At 42.1% G+C, this 21,608-nt stretch carries 18 protein-coding genes; 4 read left to right on the forward strand and 14 right to left on the reverse strand.

Annotation, left to right across the window (positions count from 1 at the left end; genetic code table 11):
• Position 1 precedes the first annotated feature (1 nt).
• Positions 2 to 907 carry a serine O-acetyltransferase gene (locus tag Bovatus_RS16280; protein WP_004296704.1) on the reverse strand — a complete coding sequence of 302 codons (906 nt, stop codon included), beginning with the start codon at positions 905 to 907 and terminating at the stop codon, positions 2 to 4.
• A gap of 122 nt (positions 908 to 1,029) precedes the next feature.
• On the opposite strand from Bovatus_RS16280, the gene Bovatus_RS16285 reads away from it, so the two are divergent.
• Both Bovatus_RS16285 and Bovatus_RS16290 read left to right on the forward strand, forming a co-directional pair.
• Positions 1,030 to 3,081, forward strand: a complete 2,052-nt coding sequence (locus tag Bovatus_RS16285) for a tetratricopeptide repeat-containing sensor histidine kinase (RefSeq protein WP_004296705.1) — start codon at positions 1,030 to 1,032, stop codon at positions 3,079 to 3,081.
• Positions 3,078 to 3,857 carry a LytR/AlgR family response regulator transcription factor gene (locus tag Bovatus_RS16290; protein WP_004296706.1) on the forward strand — a complete coding sequence of 260 codons (780 nt, stop codon included), beginning with the start codon at positions 3,078 to 3,080 and terminating at the stop codon, positions 3,855 to 3,857. The genes Bovatus_RS16285 and Bovatus_RS16290 overlap by 4 nt, the downstream gene beginning before the upstream one ends.
• An 88-nt stretch (positions 3,858 to 3,945) precedes the next feature.
• Here Bovatus_RS16290 and Bovatus_RS16295 read toward each other — a convergent pair whose 3' ends face one another.
• Positions 3,946 to 4,341, reverse strand: a complete 396-nt coding sequence (locus tag Bovatus_RS16295) for a DUF3836 domain-containing protein (RefSeq protein ID WP_004296707.1) — start codon at positions 4,339 to 4,341, stop codon at positions 3,946 to 3,948.
• 390 nt (positions 4,342 to 4,731) lie between these two features.
• On the reverse strand, positions 4,732 to 7,581 hold the full coding sequence (polA, locus tag Bovatus_RS16300) for a DNA polymerase I (protein ID WP_004296709.1): 2,850 nt from the start codon (positions 7,579 to 7,581) through the stop codon (positions 4,732 to 4,734).
• 88 nt (positions 7,582 to 7,669) lie between these two features.
• On the opposite strand from polA, the gene Bovatus_RS16305 reads away from it, so the two are divergent.
• Positions 7,670 to 8,644, forward strand: a complete 975-nt coding sequence (locus Bovatus_RS16305; protein WP_004296710.1) for a polyprenyl synthetase family protein — start codon at positions 7,670 to 7,672, stop codon at positions 8,642 to 8,644.
• On the opposite strand, the gene Bovatus_RS16310 is transcribed toward Bovatus_RS16305, so the two are convergent.
• From Bovatus_RS16310 to Bovatus_RS16365, 11 genes are all read right to left on the reverse strand, one after another.
• Complete coding sequence (locus tag Bovatus_RS16310) at positions 8,645 to 9,325, reverse strand: DUF1266 domain-containing protein (protein ID WP_004296711.1); 681 nt, start codon at positions 9,323 to 9,325, stop codon at positions 8,645 to 8,647. It abuts the gene before it with no gap.
• A 394-nt stretch (positions 9,326 to 9,719) separates the two neighbouring features.
• On the reverse strand, positions 9,720 to 10,622 hold the full coding sequence (gene deoC / locus Bovatus_RS16320; RefSeq protein ID WP_004296713.1) for a deoxyribose-phosphate aldolase: 903 nt from the start codon (positions 10,620 to 10,622) through the stop codon (positions 9,720 to 9,722).
• Complete coding sequence (locus Bovatus_RS16325) at positions 10,609 to 10,947, reverse strand: nucleotide pyrophosphohydrolase (RefSeq protein ID WP_004296714.1); 339 nt, start codon at positions 10,945 to 10,947, stop codon at positions 10,609 to 10,611. Before Bovatus_RS16325 ends, deoC begins: the two co-directional genes overlap by 14 nt.
• Before the next feature lie 19 nt (positions 10,948 to 10,966).
• Positions 10,967 to 11,419, reverse strand: a complete 453-nt coding sequence (gene dtd, locus Bovatus_RS16330; protein WP_004296715.1) for a D-aminoacyl-tRNA deacylase — start codon at positions 11,417 to 11,419, stop codon at positions 10,967 to 10,969.
• Positions 11,420 to 11,657: 238 nt separating this feature from the next.
• Positions 11,658 to 13,493, reverse strand: a complete 1,836-nt coding sequence (gene uvrC, locus Bovatus_RS16335) for an excinuclease ABC subunit UvrC (protein WP_004296717.1) — start codon at positions 13,491 to 13,493, stop codon at positions 11,658 to 11,660.
• A gap of 69 nt (positions 13,494 to 13,562) precedes the next feature.
• Positions 13,563 to 14,093 (reverse strand): adenine phosphoribosyltransferase, encoded by a 531-nt coding sequence (locus tag Bovatus_RS16340; RefSeq protein WP_004296718.1) that lies wholly within the window; start codon positions 14,091 to 14,093, stop codon positions 13,563 to 13,565.
• Positions 14,094 to 14,143: 50 nt separating this feature from the next.
• Entirely contained in the window at positions 14,144 to 16,030 is a 1,887-nt protein-coding gene (gene mnmG / locus Bovatus_RS16345) for a tRNA uridine-5-carboxymethylaminomethyl(34) synthesis enzyme MnmG (RefSeq protein ID WP_004296719.1), read from the reverse strand.
• 845 nt (positions 16,031 to 16,875) lie between these two features.
• The gene (gene tnpC, locus Bovatus_RS16350) at positions 16,876 to 18,441 is read right to left on the reverse strand and encodes an IS66 family transposase (RefSeq protein WP_004296722.1); all 1,566 of its coding nucleotides are present in this window, start codon (positions 18,439 to 18,441) and stop codon (positions 16,876 to 16,878) included.
• Between the two features lie 86 nt (positions 18,442 to 18,527).
• Positions 18,528 to 18,878: an IS66 family insertion sequence element accessory protein TnpB gene (gene tnpB / locus Bovatus_RS16355; RefSeq protein ID WP_004296723.1), complete on the reverse strand. Its 351-nt coding sequence runs from the start codon at positions 18,876 to 18,878 to the stop codon at positions 18,528 to 18,530.
• Entirely contained in the window at positions 18,866 to 19,270 is a 405-nt protein-coding gene (locus Bovatus_RS16360) for a hypothetical protein (RefSeq protein ID WP_004296724.1), read from the reverse strand. Before Bovatus_RS16360 ends, tnpB begins: the two co-directional genes overlap by 13 nt.
• A gap of 85 nt (positions 19,271 to 19,355) precedes the next feature.
• Positions 19,356 to 19,994 (reverse strand): HU family DNA-binding protein, encoded by a 639-nt coding sequence (locus Bovatus_RS16365; protein ID WP_004298017.1) that lies wholly within the window; start codon positions 19,992 to 19,994, stop codon positions 19,356 to 19,358.
• Between the two features lie 286 nt (positions 19,995 to 20,280).
• Between Bovatus_RS16365 and Bovatus_RS16370 the strand changes: the two genes are divergently transcribed.
• The gene (locus Bovatus_RS16370) at positions 20,281 to 21,474 is read left to right on the forward strand and encodes an ISAs1-like element ISBaov2 family transposase (protein ID WP_004296414.1); all 1,194 of its coding nucleotides are present in this window, start codon (positions 20,281 to 20,283) and stop codon (positions 21,472 to 21,474) included.
• Positions 21,475 to 21,608: the final 134 nt, after the last annotated feature.

The raw sequence follows: 21,608 nt of genomic DNA on the forward strand, positions 1-21,608 counted from the left end.
TTTATTTTTTTGCTTTAGTTTGTACGATTCTTGCTCCTGCGGGCACGTTTTCCGTTACCCAGATATTACCGCCTACGGTTGCATCACGCCCGATGGTGATTCTTCCCAGAATAGTGGCGTTGGAATAAACAATTACATTGTCTTCCAGGATCGGATGGCGGGGGATTCCCTTGATAGGTTTTCCGTCGGCATCCAGCGGGAAACTCTTGGCTCCCAGCGTGACACCCTGATATAGTTTGACGTTGTTTCCGATGATACTCGTGGCGCCGATTACGACACCCGTACCATGGTCGATGGTGAAGTGAGTGCCAATCTTTGCGGCCGGATGGATATCAATTCCCGTTTCGCTATGCGCCATCTCCGTGATGATACGGGGAATCAGAGGAACACCCAGTTCCAGCAATTCATGCGCGATACGGTAATTGCTGATCGCTTTAATGGCCGGATAACAGAATATGACCTCTCCATAGCTTTCGGCAGCCGGGTCACCGTTGTAGGCGGCTTCCACATCCGTTGCCAGTATCCTCCTCATGGCGGGTAACTTACTGATGAATTTAGCAGCAAGACGTGCAGCTTCTTCTCGTTTGGAGTCGGAGCAGACGTTGCATTTCCCCTCTATGGAAGTGCTAAAACATAATCCGGCCAAGATTTGCTCACAAAGTAAATCAAACAATTTTTCAATGTTGACACCGATGTGATAATTGATAGTCCGGCTGTTAATAGTAGAATTTCCGTAATATCCGGGGAAAAGAATGGAGCGTGAAAGCTCAATAATTTCATACAAGACTTTTGCAGAGGGCAGTGGCTCGCCATCTTTGTGCTGATGAAACAGTCCTTTATAAGATTCGCTTTCCGATAGCTCATCGACTGCCTGTGTCAAAATGTGGGTGAAGTTCAGTGGACTCATTAGGTCAGTTGCTCATATTTATATGGGCACAAAGGTATTAAAAAAATAATAAAATTCGCTGGGATTCAGGATAAATAATGTATTTTTGTCACATTCAAAACATGACATGAATAAGGGGACTGATGAATCAGAAGACTGCTATGAAACTATTTGGACTGTTGGGGTTGTTGATGTTGTTGAGTTGCGGATATGCTGATAGACACCGCAATAGCTCTTTATGCGAACAGGCGTTGGTTGATTCTCTGGAAGTTCGTGTACAGGATTCTTTGTTTTCCAATGTGCATTATTCCCGCTCACAACTGCTTGAGGCACTGACGCAGACGCAAGATTCCCTGGTTTATTATCGTCTGCTCGCCCTTTACGGGAAAACATTTTTTGTCTCTTCCGATTTTGATTCTATACTCTATTACAACCGCCGGGTAAAAGAATTTTCCCGCAATGCTTCCCAATCTTCTGAATCTCTCCAGTCTCCACGATGGAATGATGTATTGTCCGATGTCTATAATATCGAAGGCAACGTATGGATGCAACTGAACCGCCCTGATTCTGCAATTATCGACTATAAGAAAGCCTATGGATATCGCCTGGAAGGAAAAAAACTACACCTGCTTCCGGATATTTGTATCAATATAGCTGATGCCTACCTGCATCGCAGTGACTTGGCGCACACTGCTTCGTATTACCGGCGCGCCCTGTTTCTCTGTGATTCTTTGAACTTGTCCGAGCACACGAAATTTCCTGTCTACTACGGATTGGGGCAGACTTATATGGAACTGCGCGATTTCGATTTATCCAATCATTACTATGAATTGGCCGGGCAGTTCTTCGATGAAATGAACGTGAGCGAGCAATGGACCTATCTCAACAATCGCGGCAACCATTATTATTACCGGAAAAACTATCAGGAGGCTTTGAAATATATGCGCAGAGCCAATGCACTCGTATCTTCTTATCCGCAGATGGTGTTTGAACAGAACTTTATCAAAGTAAACCTGGGAGAATTGTACTTGCTGACTGACAAACTGGACTCCGCACAGATCTGCCTGGACGAAAGTTATCGTTTCTTCTCCGATATACAGCATAACTCGGCTGTTCATTACATTGAAACCCAGATGATTGAACTGGCATTGAAGAAAGGTAATATAGCCCAAGCGAAGACTATGATCGCCCGGACTGCTCCTGTGGGGCATCTTGACGCCAATATGTTGACTATACGCAATCAGTATCTGCAACATTATTTTGAGCATACCGGTGATTATCGCCGTGCCTATGAATACCTGAAACGTGATTGCCATCTGGACGATTCCATCCGGAGCGAACGGATACAGATGCGTGTTGCCGAATTGGATATGCGTTACCGGCAGGATACGATAGTGCTTCGTAAGGAAATGAAGATTCAGCGACAGGCGGCAGAGATGAGAGTGCTCAAGTTGAGCGTATCTATCTGGGTACTTGTCTGCGTGTTGCTTGTGGCAGGGGTAGTGGTAGTTGTCTGGTATATGCGTAAAAAGAGGGAGTTTCTTCGCCAGCGTTTCTTCCAGCAAATCAACCGTGTCCGCATGGAGAATTTGAGAAGCCGGATTTCTCCTCATTTTACTTTTAATGTACTGGGACGTGAGATCAATCAGTTTAACGGCTCGGAAGAGGTGAAACATAATCTGATGGAACTGGTGAAATATCTCCGTCGTAGCCTCGAACTTACCGAGAAATTGAGCGTATCTTTGCAAGACGAACTGGATTTCGTCCGTACATACATCGAACTGGAACGTGGACGTGTCGGAGAAAATTTTGTCGCAACAATCACGGTGGAGGACGGTTTAGATGCAACCCGCATCATGATTCCATCTATGATTGTGCAAATTCCGGTGGAGAATGCTATTAAACATGGACTGGCGGGAAAGGACGGAAAAAAGGAGCTAATGGTATATGTTTCCCGTGAAACAAATGGGATTCGCATAACGGTTACCGACAACGGACGCGGGTATCTCCCGCAGGTAGTTTCCGCCACACGGGGTACTGGTACAGGATTGAAAGTGTTGTATCAGACCATTCAATTACTGAATACAAAGAACAAGAGTGATAAAATACGTTTTAATATAACCAACAGAAGCGATGGACAAACCGGTACGGAAGTGTCGGTATATATCCCGTTTCGTTTTTCTTATGATTTATGATGGAGACAGAAGAAAAGTATAAGGTAGTCATCGTTGACGATGAACGTACAGCGATTGATGCTTTGCGCCGAGAGTTGGAGCCCTATCGTGAATTTGAAGTAAAAGGAATCGCAGGGAATGGTGCAAAAGGTAAAAAGATGATTATGGAGTTGCATCCGGACTTATTGTTTCTTGATGTGGAACTTCCGGATACGTTGGGACTCAATCTATTAAGTGAAATCAGGGAGGATATTTTGTGGGATATGAAGGTTGTGTTTTACACCTCTTATGACAAATACTTGCTTCAGGCGTTGCGTGAGTCGGCTTTCGACTTCCTGCTGAAGCCTTTTGAAGCAGAAGACCTGAAAGTAATTATGGACCGTTACCGGAAGGCTATGACCTCTACTTCGCTTCCTCTTTTGCCTTCTTTTGCTTCTTCTATTAGTGCATTGATGCCCCAGCAAGGCATGTTTATGATTAGTACAGTGACAGGCTTCAAACTCTTGCGACTGGAAGAAATCGGCTTTTTTGAATATCTGAAAGATAAACGTCAATGGCAGGTGGTCTTGTTTAATCAAACTTGTCTGAATTTGAAGCGAAATACAAAAGCAGAAGATATTATCAGTTATTCACAAGCTTTTGTACAGATTAGCCAATCTGCTATTGTAAATGTTAATTATCTGGCAATGATTGATGGTAAATGCTGTCAACTTTATCCGCCTTTTCACGATAAGAACGATTTGATTATTTCCCGAAGTTATCTAAAAGAACTGCAAGAGCGTTTCTTTGTTTTGTAATGTAGACCTCATATTATGAAATACGCCACTTCTTCAGCAGAAGCGGCGTATCCTTTTGTTAGAATATTAGAATGAGAGAGAGTTTATGTTACATATTTGTATTATCCATCGTAACGGTCATTTCGGGTACCAGTACGTAGGCTTGTTTTTTAGCGTTCCATTTATAATAATTCGTAGTAACGGTCTTGCCTTCATAAGTGTAATTGATGCGTAGGTCTTTTTCCCATGCGTCTTTGCTATTGTTCCATTTCAAGGCCTCGCTTTCAATCATACGTTTGTTGTCATCGTACTTGTAGTTGTACTTCATGTAGTTGGCAAGTGTATTTCCGTCCATTTTGTAAACGGTTTGTCCCACTGTCATGCCATTCTCTTCGATTGGATTATAAATCAATTGATTATCGTAGCTACGTGCAGAAGTAGCAAGCGATACAACAAGAAGAGCTGCAGATAAAACGAACATTTTTAAAGATACTTTTGCTTTCATGGCTATTTAAGTTTTTGGGTTATACTTTCATTTGTCTACCAAATACATTGGTTTTATGCTGCAAATCTACATATTAATTTGGTATTTATGTATTTTTGAAGATAAAAGATTGTCAAAATGTCAAGAGTGGAGGTGGGTGCTAACTAGCTTTTTGCCAATATTGGTGACAAAAAAATATCCGGCAGTCAATCTGCCGGATATAGAATGAATCACTTCGTCGAAAAAGGAATCTTTTTTCTAGCTTTCTGGATACAGAGTTAAATAATGTTATTACCCAGACTTGCCTCCATTTTGTAAGCGGAGGTCCCTGATAAGGTGGAGTCTCCTTGTGTAATTAGTGTCTAAAAGATAGCAATTCCTTATTGAGGTGGCCTTTATTCACTTGATGGTTTAATGTGCCTCAAGCCAGTTTTTGCCCCATCCGCAATCTGCTTTCAAGGGGACGTGCATGCGGTATGCTTTCTCCATTTCTTCGATGACGATTTCTTCTACACGCTCTTTTTCATTGACAGGAACGCTGAAATTTAATTCGTCATGTACTTGCAGGATCATTTTGGCTTGTATTCCTTCGGTCTGGAACCGTTGATAGATACGTGCCATTGCTACTTTTATAATATCTGCCGCACTTCCCTGGATAGGGGCGTTGATGGCATTTCGTTCCGCATATCCGCGTACAACGGCATTCCGCGAATTGATGTCCGGTAAGAAGCGCTTCCGATGGAAGATTGTTTCCACATAGCCTTTTTCCTGGGCCACCTGAATGCTTTTATCCATATATGCTTTCACTCCCGGATAAGTTTCAAAGTAACCGTCGATTAACTCTTTGGCTTCTTTACGATCTACATTCATTCGTTCGGCAAGACCAAATACGGATATGCCATAGATGATACCGAAATTGGCAGTCTTGGCTTTACGGCGCATGTCGGAACCTACGTCTTTCAGGTCGATCTTATAAACTTTGGCAGCAGTGGCCGCATGAATATCGTGATTGCTAAGGAAAGCATCAATCATATTCTTATCCTCGCTAAGGTGTGCCATGATGCGCAATTCAATTTGCGAATAGTCGGCAGAGAAGAAGAGGCAGCCTTCATCGGGGATGAAAGCCTTGCGGATTTCTTTTCCATTCTCGTCGCGGATAGGGATATTTTGTAAGTTCGGATTGCTTGAACTAAGGCGTCCCGTAGCGGTTACAGTCTGGTTGAAAGAGGTGTGCACCCTTCCTGTACGTGGATTGATAAGCTGAGGGAGTGCGTCGATATACGTGCCCAATAGCTTTTTCAGTCCGCGATGTTCCAGAATCTTTTCTACTACCGGATGTTTGTGCCGGAGGCTTTCGAGCACTTCTTCTGAGGTGACGTACTGGCCGGTCTTAGTCTTTTTTGCCTTCTCTACGATTTTCAGTTTGTCAAACAGTACCTCACCGACTTGTTTGGGCGAAGCGATATTGAAAGTCTCACCGGCCAATTCGTAAATCTCTTTTTCGATTTGCTCCATCTGGGCGGTGAAATGGGCGGACGACTGCTTCAATGCTTCCGTATCCAGCAATACCCCGTTCCGTTCTATATTAACCAATACGGGAACTAGCGGCATTTCTATATCATAGAACAAACGTTCTGCGTCATTTTCTTTCAGTTCTTTCTCCAATACATTTTTCAGTTTCAGAGTTACGTCTGCATCTTCGCAGGCATATAGATATACATCTTTCGGGTCGAGATCGCGCATGTTCTTCTGATTCTTTCCTTTGGGACCTATCAGTTCGTCAATGTGGATAGTCTGATAGTGCAGGTAAATTTCCGCAAGATAATCCATGCCATGACGAAGTTCCGGTTGAAGAACATAATGAGCGATCATCGTATCGAAAAGTGGACCTTTTACTGTTGCGCCATAATTTTGAAGAACAATCATGTCGTACTTGATATTTTGTCCGACTTTTAACGAATTCTCATTTTCGAAGACCGGACGGAACTCATTTACGATTTTTAACGCTTTGTCTTGGTCCGATGGTACGGGAACATAAAAAGCTTCATTCTCTGCAATCGAAAAGCTCATTCCGACTAATTCGGCATCCATTGGTTCGGTTCCGGTGGTTTCCGTATCTAACGAGAGAATTTTCGATGTAAGTAACTTTTGAATAATTTTCCGCCTTTTCTCTTCTGTATCAATGAGTTGATAGTTGTAAGTGAGCGATTCTAACGTCTCTAGGTTCGATTTTTTTGCTTCACCCGGTTCATCGGGCGTGAAATTCGCAAATAAATCGCCTTGCATTCCGCCTCCTTCTTCGGGAAAAAGTGGAAGAGGAGAGGGGGCACTTTTTCCAGTAGCAACTTTGCTTCCGGTGGCAGAGGTTATTCCGTTTCCGGAAATATCTTTTTTGAGCACCCGGTCGATGAGTGTTCTAAATTCCAATTCCTCGAAAATGCTGCGGAGTGAATTCTCGTCTGCTTCTTCGCGGACAAGAGCATCCATCTCAAGTTGGATAGGGACATCGATTTTAATGGTGGCGAGAAATTTCGAGAACGTAATCATTTCCCGATTGGTTTCCACTTTTGTTTTCAATGCTCCTTTCAGTTGGTCGGTATGTTCCAATAGGTTCTCGATGCTTCCGAATTCGGAGACCAGTTTTTGAGCAGTCTTTTCTCCTACTCCCGGACATCCGGGAATGTTATCTGAAGAGTCGCCCATCAGTCCGAGCATATCGATCACCTGTGTTGGAGACTGAATGTCAAACTTGGCTTTCACTTCCTCCACTCCCATCACTTCGAAACCTCCTGTGTGTTTGGGGCGATACATAAATACTTTGTCACTTACCAGCTGCCCGTAATCTTTGTCGGGAGTCATCATATAGGTAGTGATACCCTGGCGACCGGCTTCGGTAGCGAGCGTACCTATCACATCATCGGCTTCGTAGCCTGCCACTTCCAGAATGGGGATGCGGTAGGCGCGTATAATATCCTTTATAATAGGTACGGAAAGACGAATTGCTTCTGGAGTTTCTTCGCGTTGTGCTTTATATTGTTCAAAAGCCTCGTGGCGGAAGGTGGGACCTGCGGGGTCGAAGGCTACTCCTATATGAGTGGGATTCTCTTTTTTCAATACTTCTTCGAGGGTGTTCACAAAACCCAGTATGGCTGAAGTGTTGAATCCTTTGGAATTGATTCTTGGGTTCTTAATAAAGGCGTAATACGCCCGATATATCAATGCATAAGCGTCTAAAAGAAATAATTTATTACCTGAATCCATAGATTTAATTAATTTTTCATGGTAAAAGTACAAAAAAATACGGTATTAAGCGTTTTATTATTACTTTTGTGCTCAAATTGTGTAATAAATGGACAGTATCTCACTTATCAGAACTCCGATTGAAGCGGAACTGGGCGACTTCAAAGAACTTTTTGATAGTTCTCTCTCCAGTTCAAATGCATTGCTCGATAGCGTCGTATCTCACATACGGCAGAGGAATGGTAAGATGATGCGGCCTATTCTTGTTTTACTCGTGGCACGTCTTTATGGAGCTATATGTCCTTCCACTCTTCATGCGGCTGTTTCACTGGAACTCCTTCATACGGCCAGCCTGGTACATGATGACGTAGTGGATGAAAGTTCCGAACGTCGTGGACAGCTCTCGGTAAATGCTATCTTTAATAATAAAGTAGCGGTGCTGACGGGTGACTATTTATTGGCAACCAGCCTCGTACACGCCGAACTGACAAACAGTCATCGTATTATTCAGCTGGTGTCCACTCTTGGACAGGATCTTGCTGACGGTGAGTTGCTTCAGCTTTCAAATGTAAGTAATCACAGTTTTTCCGAGGAAGTCTATTTTGATGTAATCCGCAAGAAAACTGCTGCTCTTTTTGCTGCCTGCACAAAGGCTGCCGCTTTCTCGGTAGGTGTGGGTGAGGGGGAAGCTGAACTTGCCCGTTTGCTGGGCGAATATATTGGGATCTGTTTCCAGATAAAGGATGATATTTTCGATTACTTTGATAATAAGGAGATTGGTAAACCTACGGGTAATGATATGCTTGAAGGTAAACTGACATTACCTGCTTTGTATGTGCTGAATACGACGAAAAACGAGGAAGCGCAAGAAATTGCAATCAAAGTAAAGGAGGGTACGGCTACTCTTGATGAAATAGCTCATTTGATTTCGTTTATTAAAGAAAACGGAGGTATTGAATATGCGGTTCAGACTATGAATGTCTATAAGCAAAAAGCTTTTAATCTATTGGCTTCTTTGCCGGATTCTGATATCTGTGCAGCTCTCCGGGCTTATCTGGATTACGTAGTAGACCGCGAAAAATAGTTACTTCCGGTATTTTGCCAGAAGTGAATAGCACAATAATAACCGGTCCCAATCTTCTATCTTTTCCGATTTCATCGCTTTTCCTAAAAGGAAACTCTTGTCTATTTCTTCCGCTGTATGAAGATCTAAAGAGCATAATTTGGCGGCTTGCTCTATGTAGTCCCAGGCTTTCTCTTTGGTGATGTGACCACATGCTTGGGAGGCGCGCGCCAGGCTCACAAGCAGTCCCATATCCCATCCGATAATGCCTTTTTCCAAGTCATTTATCCATATAATAGGGTCCCTTCTTTCCTCTGTATATTTCACAAATTTGTATAGATTCTTTCCTTGACGGATAAAGCGTTCCACTCCGAAAAAACGCTTTTGAATGATGTTTTCGAACTCGTTGATGTTCTCTGTAGAGAGTAAATAGGGGAGCATAATCTGGTAGGAGACTCTGTCGCCTTCGTTGATAAGGAACTGGAATAGTCCGGTGGCGGACTCATTATCGGTGCAGTGAAACTCCTCTGTTAACAGTTTGGATAGCTTTTGCGGATGGATTCCGGTCTCTATGGAGTTGAGATAGAAGCCTTGCAGTCCGGCTTCCATATAACCGATGCGTAGCCCCTTCTTTTTCTCTGCTCCGAGGATGAGGTTCAGAGGGTTGTGATTGAATCTTAAGGTTCTTGTATATGCGTCCATCCTAATACCTCCAAAGGTTCATGAAAAGCGTGAGAACTGTTGCCATGTATTTTCCTGAGGCTTCGGCAAGCCGTTATGAGTATACAAGCAACAGTCCCACGCTCCATTCGATATATAACAAAAGTATATACATGAAGGTGCGTGAGACCCGTTTGCTTATTACCATTCATAACTTTGAATTTTGCCGAATTCCAGGAATTGGTAATAAATGAAACGTTCTCTAATATAACTAATTAGCTATATTTTCATCGCTAAACCTTTTACAAAGATAAGTATTTTTCTGAATTCTCCTGTAACTATCTTTAGATTTTCTTAAATAAAAAATACCGCGTCGGTTCCCGGAGTACGGGAATCGCGCGGTAAGGCGTATTTGATTGCTAATGTAGCCTTTAGCTTAGAAGAACTTGATTTCTTCCCCTTTGATGTCAGAAAGAAGGAGGTTGGCTAAGCGGCTGGTTCCCAGGCGGAACAGTTGATTATCCAGCCATTCTTCACCCAATAGCTCTTTTACAATTGTGTAGTAAATAATCGCATCATTAACGGTATTGATGCCACCTGCCGGTTTGAATCCAATCTTGATTCCGGTCTTCTGGTGGTATTCTTTGATGGCTTCACACATCACGTAAGCGGCTTCCGGAGTAGCGGCAGGCTGTTGCTTACCAGTGGAAGTCTTGATGAAATCTGCGCCCGAATACATGGATAGGATAGAGGCTTTCTTGATGTTGGAAGCGCTCTTTAGTGCACCAGTTTCGAGGATCACTTTGAGGTGGCGTTCCTTGCAAACTTCCTTTAATTCCTGTATTTCTTCACACATTCCTTCGTAGTCTCCGCTTAGGAATTTGCCGATGGAAATGACAATATCTATTTCATCTGCACCTTCTGCGATTGCTAATGCTGTTTCTGCCACTTTTACTTCAATGAATGTCTGTGAAGAGGGAAAACCTCCTGATACACAGGCTATATTGACTCCGTCTACCTCCAGCGTATTCTTAACGATGGCTGCAAAATTGGGGTATACACAGATTGCTGCAACATTTTTAAGATCAGGATATTCGTCGTCAAACTGATTGACTTTTTCGGTAAAGTGCATCACACTTTTGTCACTGTCTGTACTATTCAAAGTAGTTAGATCAATACAGTTGAACAGGAACTTCTTAACGTCTTCCGTGTTGTTTTCCGGCACTTTTTTCTCAATCAATTCAGCTACGCGAGCTTGAATATCTGCATCGCTCAGATTGGTATTATACTTTGCCAATGCGGCATTGTACTTGTTGGGCTGTGAGTTATTCTCTTCCATGATCTTTCAGTTTTGGGTTGTTGATATGTCTTTTATTATCTCGTTTCGTTTTCTTATCCATGCTTTTCTGGAAAGCAGTGGTTATGTCTACACCTGTCTGGTTGGCAATGCAGAGAAGCACCCATAAAACGTCTGCTATCTCTTCATCTATATTATCTTTCTCTCCCTCTTTAAAGGATTGATCTCCATATTTGCGGGCCATGACACGCGCCAGTTCTCCTACCTCTTCCGTGAGAACTGCCATATTGGTCAACTCGCTGAAGTAGCGGACACCGTATGTTTTCACCCATTGGTCCACTTGTTTCTGTGCTTCTTCCAGAGTCATAATTGTTGATGGTTAGTTATTATTCTTTGTTTTTTGTATCCATGCATATAGTAACGGGACCGTCGTTTAAAAGTTCAACTTTCATGTCCGCTCCAAAGATGCCTGTACCTATTTCTTTTCCCAATGCACCGCTTAAATCTTTGCAGAATTGTTCGTAGAGTGGGATAGAGACATCCGGCTTGGCAGCTTTGATATAGGAGGGGCGATTTCCTTTCTTGGTAGAAGCGTGTAACGTGAACTGGCTGATAACCAGAATCTCACCTCCATCTTCTAAGATAGATTTGTTCATTACACCATTCTCATCATCAAAGATACGTAGATTTACAATCTTCTTGCAGAGCCAGTCGATATCTTCCTGCCCGTCTGCTTCTTCAATACCGACTAATATCAGCATCCCTTTCCTAATGGACGACTTACAGTGTCCTTCAATGGTTACTGACGCATGGCTTACCCGTTGTATGACTATTCTCATTATTATTTATTCTATTTCATGATTAGGAAAGGCAAATTTACAAAATTCAGAAGAGAAAACGGTGTGTTGGTGGGAAAATATTGTGAATTCGCTCCGTAGTCAATAGGACCATTCGTTATTGTTTGTTGTCAATTCGCTATCTTGATAGTGATAATCAACTTATTGATTGTTATGGTTTGAAATTTAGAGCGGCACTGCTCGAACTTTCGAACAGTGCCGCCTTGGCTGACGTATTTCCTTATTGTTGTTCGTTACCTAAACCTTCTTTTACAGTCTTGGCTTTCGCTTCTCCAATCACAGCGGAAATCTCCTCAAAAGAGGCTTCTTTGATCCGTTTTACGCTCTTAAATTCTTTCAGAAGCGCTGTTTTTGTCTTTTCTCCAATCCCTTTGATATTGTCTAATGCCGATGCTACCTGCCGTTTGCTGCGTTTATCACGATGGAAACTGATGGCAAAGCGGTGCACCTCATCCTGAATCTGTGTCAGCAAACGGAATAACGGGCTTTGCTGTTTGATACCGATAGTCTGCGGAGGAAATCCAAAAAGCAGTTCCGATGTGCGATGGCGATTGTCCTTTGCCAGTCCGGCAATCGGGATTGTTAAGTTCAGCTCATCTTCAATCACCTCTCTAACGACCTCCATTTGGCCTTTTCCACCATCGGTGATAATCAGGTCGGGCAGAGGGGTGTTCTCTTCAATAGCGCGCTGATAACGTCTTCTGACGACCTCTTTCATGGATGCATAGTCGTCAGGTCCTACAACCGTCTTTATATTGTATTTCCGATAATCCTTCTTTGAGGGTTTAGCCTTTTTAAAGACAACGCAAGCGGCCACGGCATCAGAACCCTGTATGTTTGAGTTGTCAAAGCATTCAATTTGCAAAGGCGGTCTGTCCAGATGCAACTCTTGCTGTATCTCTTTCATTAATCGCATACTTCTTTGCTCCGGATTCAGCTTTTCCGCCTGTTTTAGACGGTCGGCTTTGTATTGCTTCACGTTTAGAATCGAAAGATCCAGCAATTTCTTTTTATCTCCCCGCTGTGGAACGGTAAATACGATGTTGTTTAGCTCCAAATCAAGTTCAAAAGGCACTATAATCTCTCTGGATTGACTCTTATAGCGTTCCCGCATTTCGATAATACCCAGTGTCAAAAGTTCTTCTTTTGATTCATTCAGCTTCTTTTTATATTCGAATGTAAACGCCTGGTTAATGGCGCCGTTTGTAATATGCAGATAGTTGATGAAAGCGGAATTGGACTCGTCCTCTTCAATAGAAAATACATCTATGTTGTGCAATACAGCGCTTACTACCTCCGATTTGGAACGGTAGTTTTCTATCAGAAGATATTTCTCTTTCACCTTCTGTGCTTCTTCAAACTTCATCTCACCGGCTAATGTCTGCATCCTTTCCAGTAGCATACGGCTGATTTCTTGTGTATTTCCTTTCAGGATCTCTTTGATTTCATCAATGTTTTTGAGATAATCCTCCTGTGATTGTAGCCCGATGCATGGTCCTGCGCAGTTCTTTATATGATATTCCAGGCATACGTTAAACTTACCAGCCCGTATATTCTCCGGAGTTAGGTTTAAACTGCAAGTTCGCAAAGGATATAAATGCTTTATCAGATCCAGTACCGCATACATGGATGGTATGTGACTATACGGTCCATAATACGAAGAACCGTTCCTGATAATCTTCCTTGTTCTGAAAACTCTGGGAAAATACTCGTTTTGTACGCAAATAGAAGGGTATGTCTTGTCATCCTTTAATAGAACGTTGTAGCGCGGCTTATATTTCTTTATCAGATTATTCTCCAGCAATAACGCATCTTCTTCCGTGTTGACTACAATATAACGAATATCGGCGATTTTGCTGACCAGCACTCGTGTCTTTCCCGGTTCATGCTCTTTGCTGAAGTAGGAGTAGACTCTTTTCTTTAGATTTTTAGCCTTTCCAACGTATATAATTGTGCCCTCCGTGTTCAAGTATTGGTAAATACCCGGTTTCTCGGGAAGGTTGGCTACAATCCCTTTCAAATATTCATTGGCTCTGCTTTCTGGTTCTGTATTCATAATTGTTAGGTACGAAAGATCGCTAGCTGCTTACTTTTGACACATTCTCTGCAAATAGAGGCAAGTCCTTTATAAAGACAATACCGATTCTACTTCTACGTCATCTCCGAACAAAGATTTTCCATTCAGTTCTTTCAATTCGATGATGAAGTTTACATATACCTTTTTAGGCTTTAGTCTTTTCACCAATTCGCAAGCTGCTTTCATGGTGCCTCCTGTTGCCAGCAAATCATCATGTAGTAGAATTACGTCGTTTTCGTCCAGTGCATCTTTGTGAATTTGCACCGTGTCTTTGCCATACTCCTTATCGTAGCTTTCTTCAATCGTTTCTGCAGGGAGCTTGCCGGGCTTGCGGATAGGAATGAAACCGGCGTTCAGACGGGTTGCCAGAATCGGTCCCATAATAAAGCCTCTTGATTCTATACCCACCACTTTGGTGATTCCTTTATCCTTATACATATCGAACATGATATTGGATAATTCCTGCAAGCACCATGGATCTTTGAATAGAGTAGTGACGTCGTAGAACAGGATTCCGGGAATCGGAAAATCGGGTACTTCCCGAATGCTTTTGATTAGTGTTTCTTTGCTCATAATCATTGAATTATATCGTTTCTTTAAATGCTTTGTTTCACGTGAAACGTTGCCGCTTATCGTCCCGAAAGCACCAGCAGCACGTTGATGTCGCTAGGAGAGACTCCCGGGATTCTGCTCGCTTGCGCGATTGTTTCCGGATCTATCTTTACCAACTTTTGCCGAGCTTCGGTGGAAAGGGACTGAATGGTAGAATAGTCAAATTTTCCTTTAATCTTGATACTCTCCAATCGTGCTAGTTTTTCAGCTATCATTCTCTCTCTATCAATATATCCTTGATACTTGATTAGGATTTCGGCAGCTTCGAGAATCTCTTCTTTCCGGTCTTGATCCGAACTCGTCGCTTTTTCCAGTTCGCGTTGAAACGCCGGAACATATTCTGCTATATTTTCTATTGTCACTTGCGGGCGGTTCAGAATCTCTATCAACTTACAACCTTGACGTAGGGGCGTTGTCCCTATCCTTTCGAGAGCATCGTTGATTAGTGCCGGTTTCATCGAATAGTTGCGCGCGAAAGAAATGATTTGTTCCACGGCTTCTTTCTTGCCTCTTACTAACTGATATCGATCTTCTTTTGCCAACCCAAGCTTAAATGCTTTCTCTGTTAAGCGCATATCGGCATCATCCATGCGAAGCAGAATGCGGTATTCCGCACGCGAGGTAAACATACGGTAAGGTTCATCCACACCTTTGGTAACCAAATCGTCGATTAATACGCCAATATATGCTTCATCGCGAGCCAAAGTAAATGCTTCTCCGCCGTGGCAGTTAATGTGTGCATTGATACCGGCTATCAATCCTTGTCCTCCTGCTTCCTCGTATCCGGTGGTTCCGTTTACTTGTCCGGCAAAGAACAAATTTTTGATAATCTTCGATTCCAACGTATGTTTTAATTGAGTCGGATCGAAATAGTCATATTCGATAGCGTATCCCGGGCGGTAGATAACCAGATCTTTGAAAGCCGGGATTTGTTTTAATGCTGCAATTTGTATTTCCATCGGAAGCGAAGAAGAGAATCCGTTAAGATATAACTCTTGTGTCGTTTCTCCTTCCGGTTCGAGAAATAACTGGTGCTGATCTTTATCCGGGAAAGTGACAATCTTGGTTTCGATGCTCGGACAATAGCGTGGCCCGATACTTTGAATCTGTCCGTTGAACAGGGGAGAATCCGGCAAACCTTCACGCAGAATCCGGTGTACTTCTTCATTAGTGTAGCATGTCCAGCATTGAAGTTGCTTTAAGTGGCGCGTGCTAGTATTCATGAATGAGAACTTGTGGAAGTCCGATTCGCCGTCTTGTGTTTCCATCTGGTCAAAATGAACACTACGTGCGTCAATTCGTACCGGAGTACCGGTTTTCATTCTTCCGTAGGTGATACCGTGGCGGGCGATGGATTCGGTCAACTGATAGGAAGCCGGTTCGGCCATTCTTCCTCCCGGTAATTTATGACGTCCTACATGCATCAGTCCGTTGAGGAAAGTTCCTGCGGTGAGCACAATGCATTTCGCTTTGAAGGTGACGCCCCATGCGGTGACCAATCCAGTGACCTCACCGTTTTCTACGAGCAGTTCACATACGGTATCTTGCCAGATATGAAGGTTGGGTGTATTTTCCAGTTTCTCTCGCCAGGACCAAATGAACTTAGCCCGGTCGCATTGGGCGCGGGGGCTCCACATGGCTGGACCTTTCGAGCGGTTTAGAATCCGGAATTGAATGGCAGTCTCATCTGTCACTAATCCCATCTGTCCACCCAATGCATCTATTTCACGTACAATTTGTCCTTTGGCGATTCCTCCTACAGCCGGATTGCAACTCATCTGTCCAATCTTGTTCATGTCCATAGTGATGAGACAAGTTTTGGAACCTAAATTAGCAGCGGCTGCCGCTGCTTCACAACCAGCATGTCCGGCACCAATTACAATTACGTCGTACTTAAAATCCATTCCTATCTTATTTATTATCAAACGCTGCAAAGTTACAGAAAAGTTGTGAGACTTGTATCTTCAAGCTGTTTTTGCTTCTGAAAATCCGAGGAGGAATCCGGCTTAACTGAAAAAAACGTCGTAATTTCGGGTTAGAAATATGCAGATTGTTCGAAAATAGACCGCTTATTGGCTTTTGTGATTGTATATTTTGGGATGGAATGGCAATAGTTTGTCTTTTCAATCCCTTGTTTTGCTTTCTTTTTGTTAGTTGTGTGCTTGCTCAATTATGAGTGCAACTAGAGAGTAAAAGGAAAGATTTGTTGAAAATGCGGATTGTTGTGAAAATAAACGTGAGGTTTACACTCAAAATCTACCCTACGTCTTGACATAAGTCAAAAAAATAAGTCTGAATGTAATTTTTTGTATGATGGCTTTTGCTGTTTTCGCAAACAGCTATACCTTTGCAGTGTAGTTGTGAAACTACTTATATTTTAGGTATTAGAAAAAGGTAATAATTAAAAGGTATTAGTTTATAAAACTAAGGTATTAGATTTTAAGATTAGTTTTTAGGAAAAAGATTGTTTTGATTAGGTATTAGGAAAAAGACGTTTTCAGGTAAAGAGTAAATGAAAGATGAAGAAAAAGAAGAATCCCATTTATGGGGATTCTTTAAAGGTGGGGCGGAATGATTCGCTCTTTTTTTGTGCCCTTTGTTCATTCTCTTCACATTGAGATAAGTCTCAATTTATCAGTCTTTTTACGTGATTCGTTGAGTGAAAATACCTCTTTCACATCCTTCACAGTCGTAAGCGTCTCCGCGATTCTATATAGTGTATTAAAATAAAAAGGCTAATGATCCCTTTTTAGTCATTAGCCTTTTCCCATCTGTCAGGAAGCAGTTCCCTGTATTTTTCAATTGGTGTGTTCGGTTGCCATTCGGCTGTTCTGTTTATCACATCCGTGAGATACTCAAATAGATTCACTTTATGCATCCTACAAGTGAGTGCTATCGTATAGAGTATGGCGCCTCGTTCGGCCCCCTTATGGCTGCCGAAGAACAATGAGTTTTTTCTAGATAAGGATATGTACCGGTTCATCCGTTCAACCATATTGTTGTCCAGATAAGTGTCACCATAATTAAAGATGTCCACCACTGCATTCCACTCATTGCGAAGATAGGTAATGGCTTCCTGCAGTTCGCTCTTAGGTAATAAATCCCCCCGTTCTTCTATTTCATCAAGCACATCTTTTATTTCTCCGAGTATGTCCGGCGCATACTTTTTTCGATGCATAAGATTCTGTTCTACCGTCCATCCCTCAACCCCAACTTTATGCTTATGCTCGTTTTGATAAAGTGCGTTTATCAGCTCCACGATTCTTTTTGCATCCGGCTCCTTCTCACCGCAATCTATAAATTTCCGTTTTATATGTTGCAAGCACGGGATGCGTGTGATATTGGGATAAGCATCGCTTTCGAGCTTCCGGTAAGGTGAGTAACCATCGCTTTGTATGATACCTTTGCAACTGCCTAATTCGTTAAGAATAACTCTTTCAGACCGGGAGCCGTCATCATAGAGCAAGTATATCATCCTGGTGTTTATGCCGACAACCACCCAAAGGTATCCCTTCCTGACTCCTTTTCCCTTGCTGTTCTTTTCTGGGACGAGTATTTTGTAATAGGTTTCATCGGCTGCCTTATAAGGATCACTCAAAGCTGTCTGCCGGATGCACTTATAAAGATTTTCGAAGAGGTTTGAGGCTTTCTCTATCAACTTATGAGCCGTAGGTTTCTTCAGCGTAAAGCCATGACTCTCGAAGTAGTTGATGATTCTTTCAACAGGTAGCGATTGTATATAACGTAATTCCATCAATCCGGCAATAAATGAACCGTCATAGCTGGAATTCAAGAAGGCCGAAGCCGGTGTTTTTCCCTCAAACAGGCGACCTTCTTGCGTATAGGTGTGTATCTTGTAGACATGCTTGATGAAGCGCATGGGTACACATTCATAGCGGACGCATATTCTGGGAACAGTGGTAAACAACCGGGCCTTATTGATGTCAAAATCGGGATCATCGGGATAAACGACATGTTCTTCTTCCTCCATCTCATAATGCATGTCACGTTTGGCCCCATTGTTCTTTCTTGCTTTACGCTTATCTGCTTTTTCCGCTTCTATCTTCTGTCGCTCCTCTTCGGATATGGCAGATTGGGGAGCCTGTTGCTGTTCGGATGTGTTGGATACAAGTTTGGCGAGTCCCTTAGTAAGGCGCTGTTGCTTGCTAAGAGATTCGCCTTTTTGAAGGAGTGCCTCTTTAAGGGAAGAAACCTCCTTTATCAAAGCATCTATTTGGTCCAAGAGTCTGTTGTTGTCATCTCGTAATCCCTTGATTTGTTCCTTCAATAACTCTATGATCTCATCCTTTTTCATGGCATAAAGATATAAAAAATCAACGAATTGGCCAAATAAACCGGATGATATCTTTAGCGCAAATATCTAATAATCAGAATGTTGAATTAGATCCTAAAACGCTTTCTCAACCGTACAGACTTTAATGACACTCCATTTAAGATAAAAGACAAAACCTGATAAGAAATCTCGTAATTACCTGTATTGGGGTTAAATGTCGGTAACTCAAAACTTCCACCTTCGAGGCGCTTGTAGTACAGAAGAAAGCCATCGCCATCCCAACGCAGTATTTTTACACTTTGTCGGTTTTTACCAAAGAATAAAAAGATATCTCCGGAAACGGGAGACAAGTCCTTCATTTCCGATCGTATAATTTTGAATAAACCGTCAATGCCAAGGTTCATACGAACAAAGCCCTGGTACAGATAGTATCGATTGGCTGATGTTAGAGAATACATGGATCTCCCTCCTTTCTTTCGTAATCGCGCAACATTTTAATAACACCACCGGGTGTGGCCCGTTTGACCGAAATGGTGGTTCCACTGTTAAAGGTGATTGTGATCCCGGCAAGACTAAACTCTTCTTCCGACAACATGGCGGGTGCTATTTGAGTGAATGAAGGAGAGGAAGTTGTCGGTTGGGAGGGTTCAACGCCGCCATAATAATCACGGACCACATCTGCCTTGGCTTGTTTAACGCTATAGCCCCGTCTGGACATCCAGGAACTCATACCACCAAAAGTGGTATGCTGATCGCGGCAAACATCGGCTAAAGAACAATTGTAGTCTACTTTCAATGCTTCAAGGAAATGTTTCCAAGTTTTTCCAAATCGATTTTCTGCTAAATCCATAATGCTTCATTTTTATACATAGCAAAAATATAAGAATGAAAAAAGGGCGACAAGATAGAATCGCGGAGACGCTTACTCACAGTCACTACCGTGAAGGATGTGCCGCATCTCTGGATACGCCATAATAACCGGGAGCAGGCACATACATCGGCTGATTGCGCAAACCGATATTCACCAGCTTTCCTTCTCCACGCAAACGTACCAAATGCGTTTTGGCCGTAGTACGTGCCAAACCACACACTTCCTGAAAATCACGGCGGGTCATCATCTGATGTTCGGCAAAATATTCTTTCAACAGCATATCAATCTCCACCTCTGACACCTTCTCCGAATGACGGACATACTTGGACTGATTGGCGCGGACACCCACAAAATGTCCTTTCAGATTACTGTCAGGGCGAAATCGGACAGTTTTGAAAGCCACCTTATTAGTCTTATGCGGAGTGCTACGAGTCACTTTCCCCGTAGCAGCCAAAGTGGGATAAAAATAGCCGATCCCCTCGATATGTACTTCTTTTCCCTCTCGCAACGACTCGCCGAGAATCTTCGATAAGTTATCAAGCACATTCTTTACATCGCCCACAGTCAACGAACTGTAGTCATGAATCTTGTAACAAAGAGTATCCGTATCCACTTTTCCATTCATAAAGATACGCGGATGCAACGCCGCTTCTTCTTCCGAAGAAGCATTAGGATTTTCATACCAATCAAACACAATAGCCATTACTTCTTATCAATTTAAATGTGTAACTTCATCATAGGACAACTTTAATCGGCTATTCGGACGATTGGAATCGGCTGTTCAGTCAACTATTGTCAGCCAACCGGACAACTCCAGTCGGCTTTTCCTAAACAAGCACTAAAGCAGGGAAAACGCATTATACTCTTTCCTTAATCTTTTATACATTTATCTTACACCAATATTGTCTTTTCATCTTATTAATAAGATATTTATCTTTCATTTACAATATTATTTGAGTACATTTACGTGATTATAAATCACAATTAAAATGAAGCAAGAAACTAAAAGAAAGATTGAGATCAGCAACCTACATGAATTTGCTGATTCATTAATATTGATAGATAACCGGATAGACCGTTGTAAAAAACATCAGGCCAGTACCATTGTTCTTATTGCAATTTCTGCTGTTATATGTGGCGCTGATACTTGGAATTCAATAGAAGACTTTGGTAAAAGTAAAGAATCTTTTTTTGCAGCCAAGCTTTCCAATTTTAATGGTATCCCTTCCCATGATACATTTAATCGCTTTTTCTCGGCATTAGATCCTTTAAAATTTGAAGAATCTTATAGGCAATGGGTCCAAAGCATTCTCAAATGTTATTCGGGGCATATAGCCATTGATGGTAAAACCATACGAGGAGCCTATGAATCCGAACAGGACAAGCGTCATCGTAAACAAGGAGTGCTTCCTGATTCGAATACGGGAAAGTACAAATTGCATGTCATCAGTGCATTTGCAACAGAACTGGGAATCTCCCTTGGACAGTTATGTACACAAGAAAAGGAAAATGAGATAGTTGTCATTCCTGAATTATTAGATATGTTGTGTATAAAAGATTGTATTATTACAATTGACGCTTTAGGATGCCAGCGTACAATTGCAGAGAAAGTCATAAAGGGAGAAGGTGACTACATTTTTATAGTGAAAGATAATCAACCGAAATTAAAGGAAATAGTACTGTCAGTAACAGAAAGTATTGTATCAAAAGGTACAACAGTACGATTTGACAAATATGAGACGCATGAAGAAGGACATGGCAGGAATGAGTCGAGAATCTGCTATTGCTGCAACGATCCTGGTTTTCTGGGAGCAGATATTAGAAAGAAGTGGAAAAATATACAGTCTTTCGGATATATAGAGAATACCAGAAATACAAACAAAGGCACTACAGTGGAAAAAAGATGTTTTATATCTTCCTTGGAACCTGATGCGCAGAAGATACTTAAAAATAGTAGAGAACACTGGGAAATTGAGAATAATCTACATTGGCAGCTAGATGTCAATTTCCATGAAGATAATACCAGAAGAAGAAATATATCAGCATTAAACTTCTCCGTACTGGCGAAAATTGCATTGGCTACATTAAGAAACAACAAAAGAGAGATACCAATCAATAGAAAAAGATTAATAGCAGGGTGGGATAATGAATTCTTATGGGAACTTATTTTACATGATTTATAATGCGTTTTCCCTGAGCACTAAAGATACGACAAAGTAACGATATATCAGCATAGAAAAGCTTGTTTTTCGTTTCAGAAGAAAATAAATATTTTCTTAGTTAAATACTTGCAAACCCCATATTTCATGTTATACCT

This window comes from Bacteroides ovatus (assembly GCF_001314995.1).
GTDB classification, from domain to species: Bacteria; Bacteroidota; Bacteroidia; order Bacteroidales; family Bacteroidaceae; genus Bacteroides; species Bacteroides ovatus.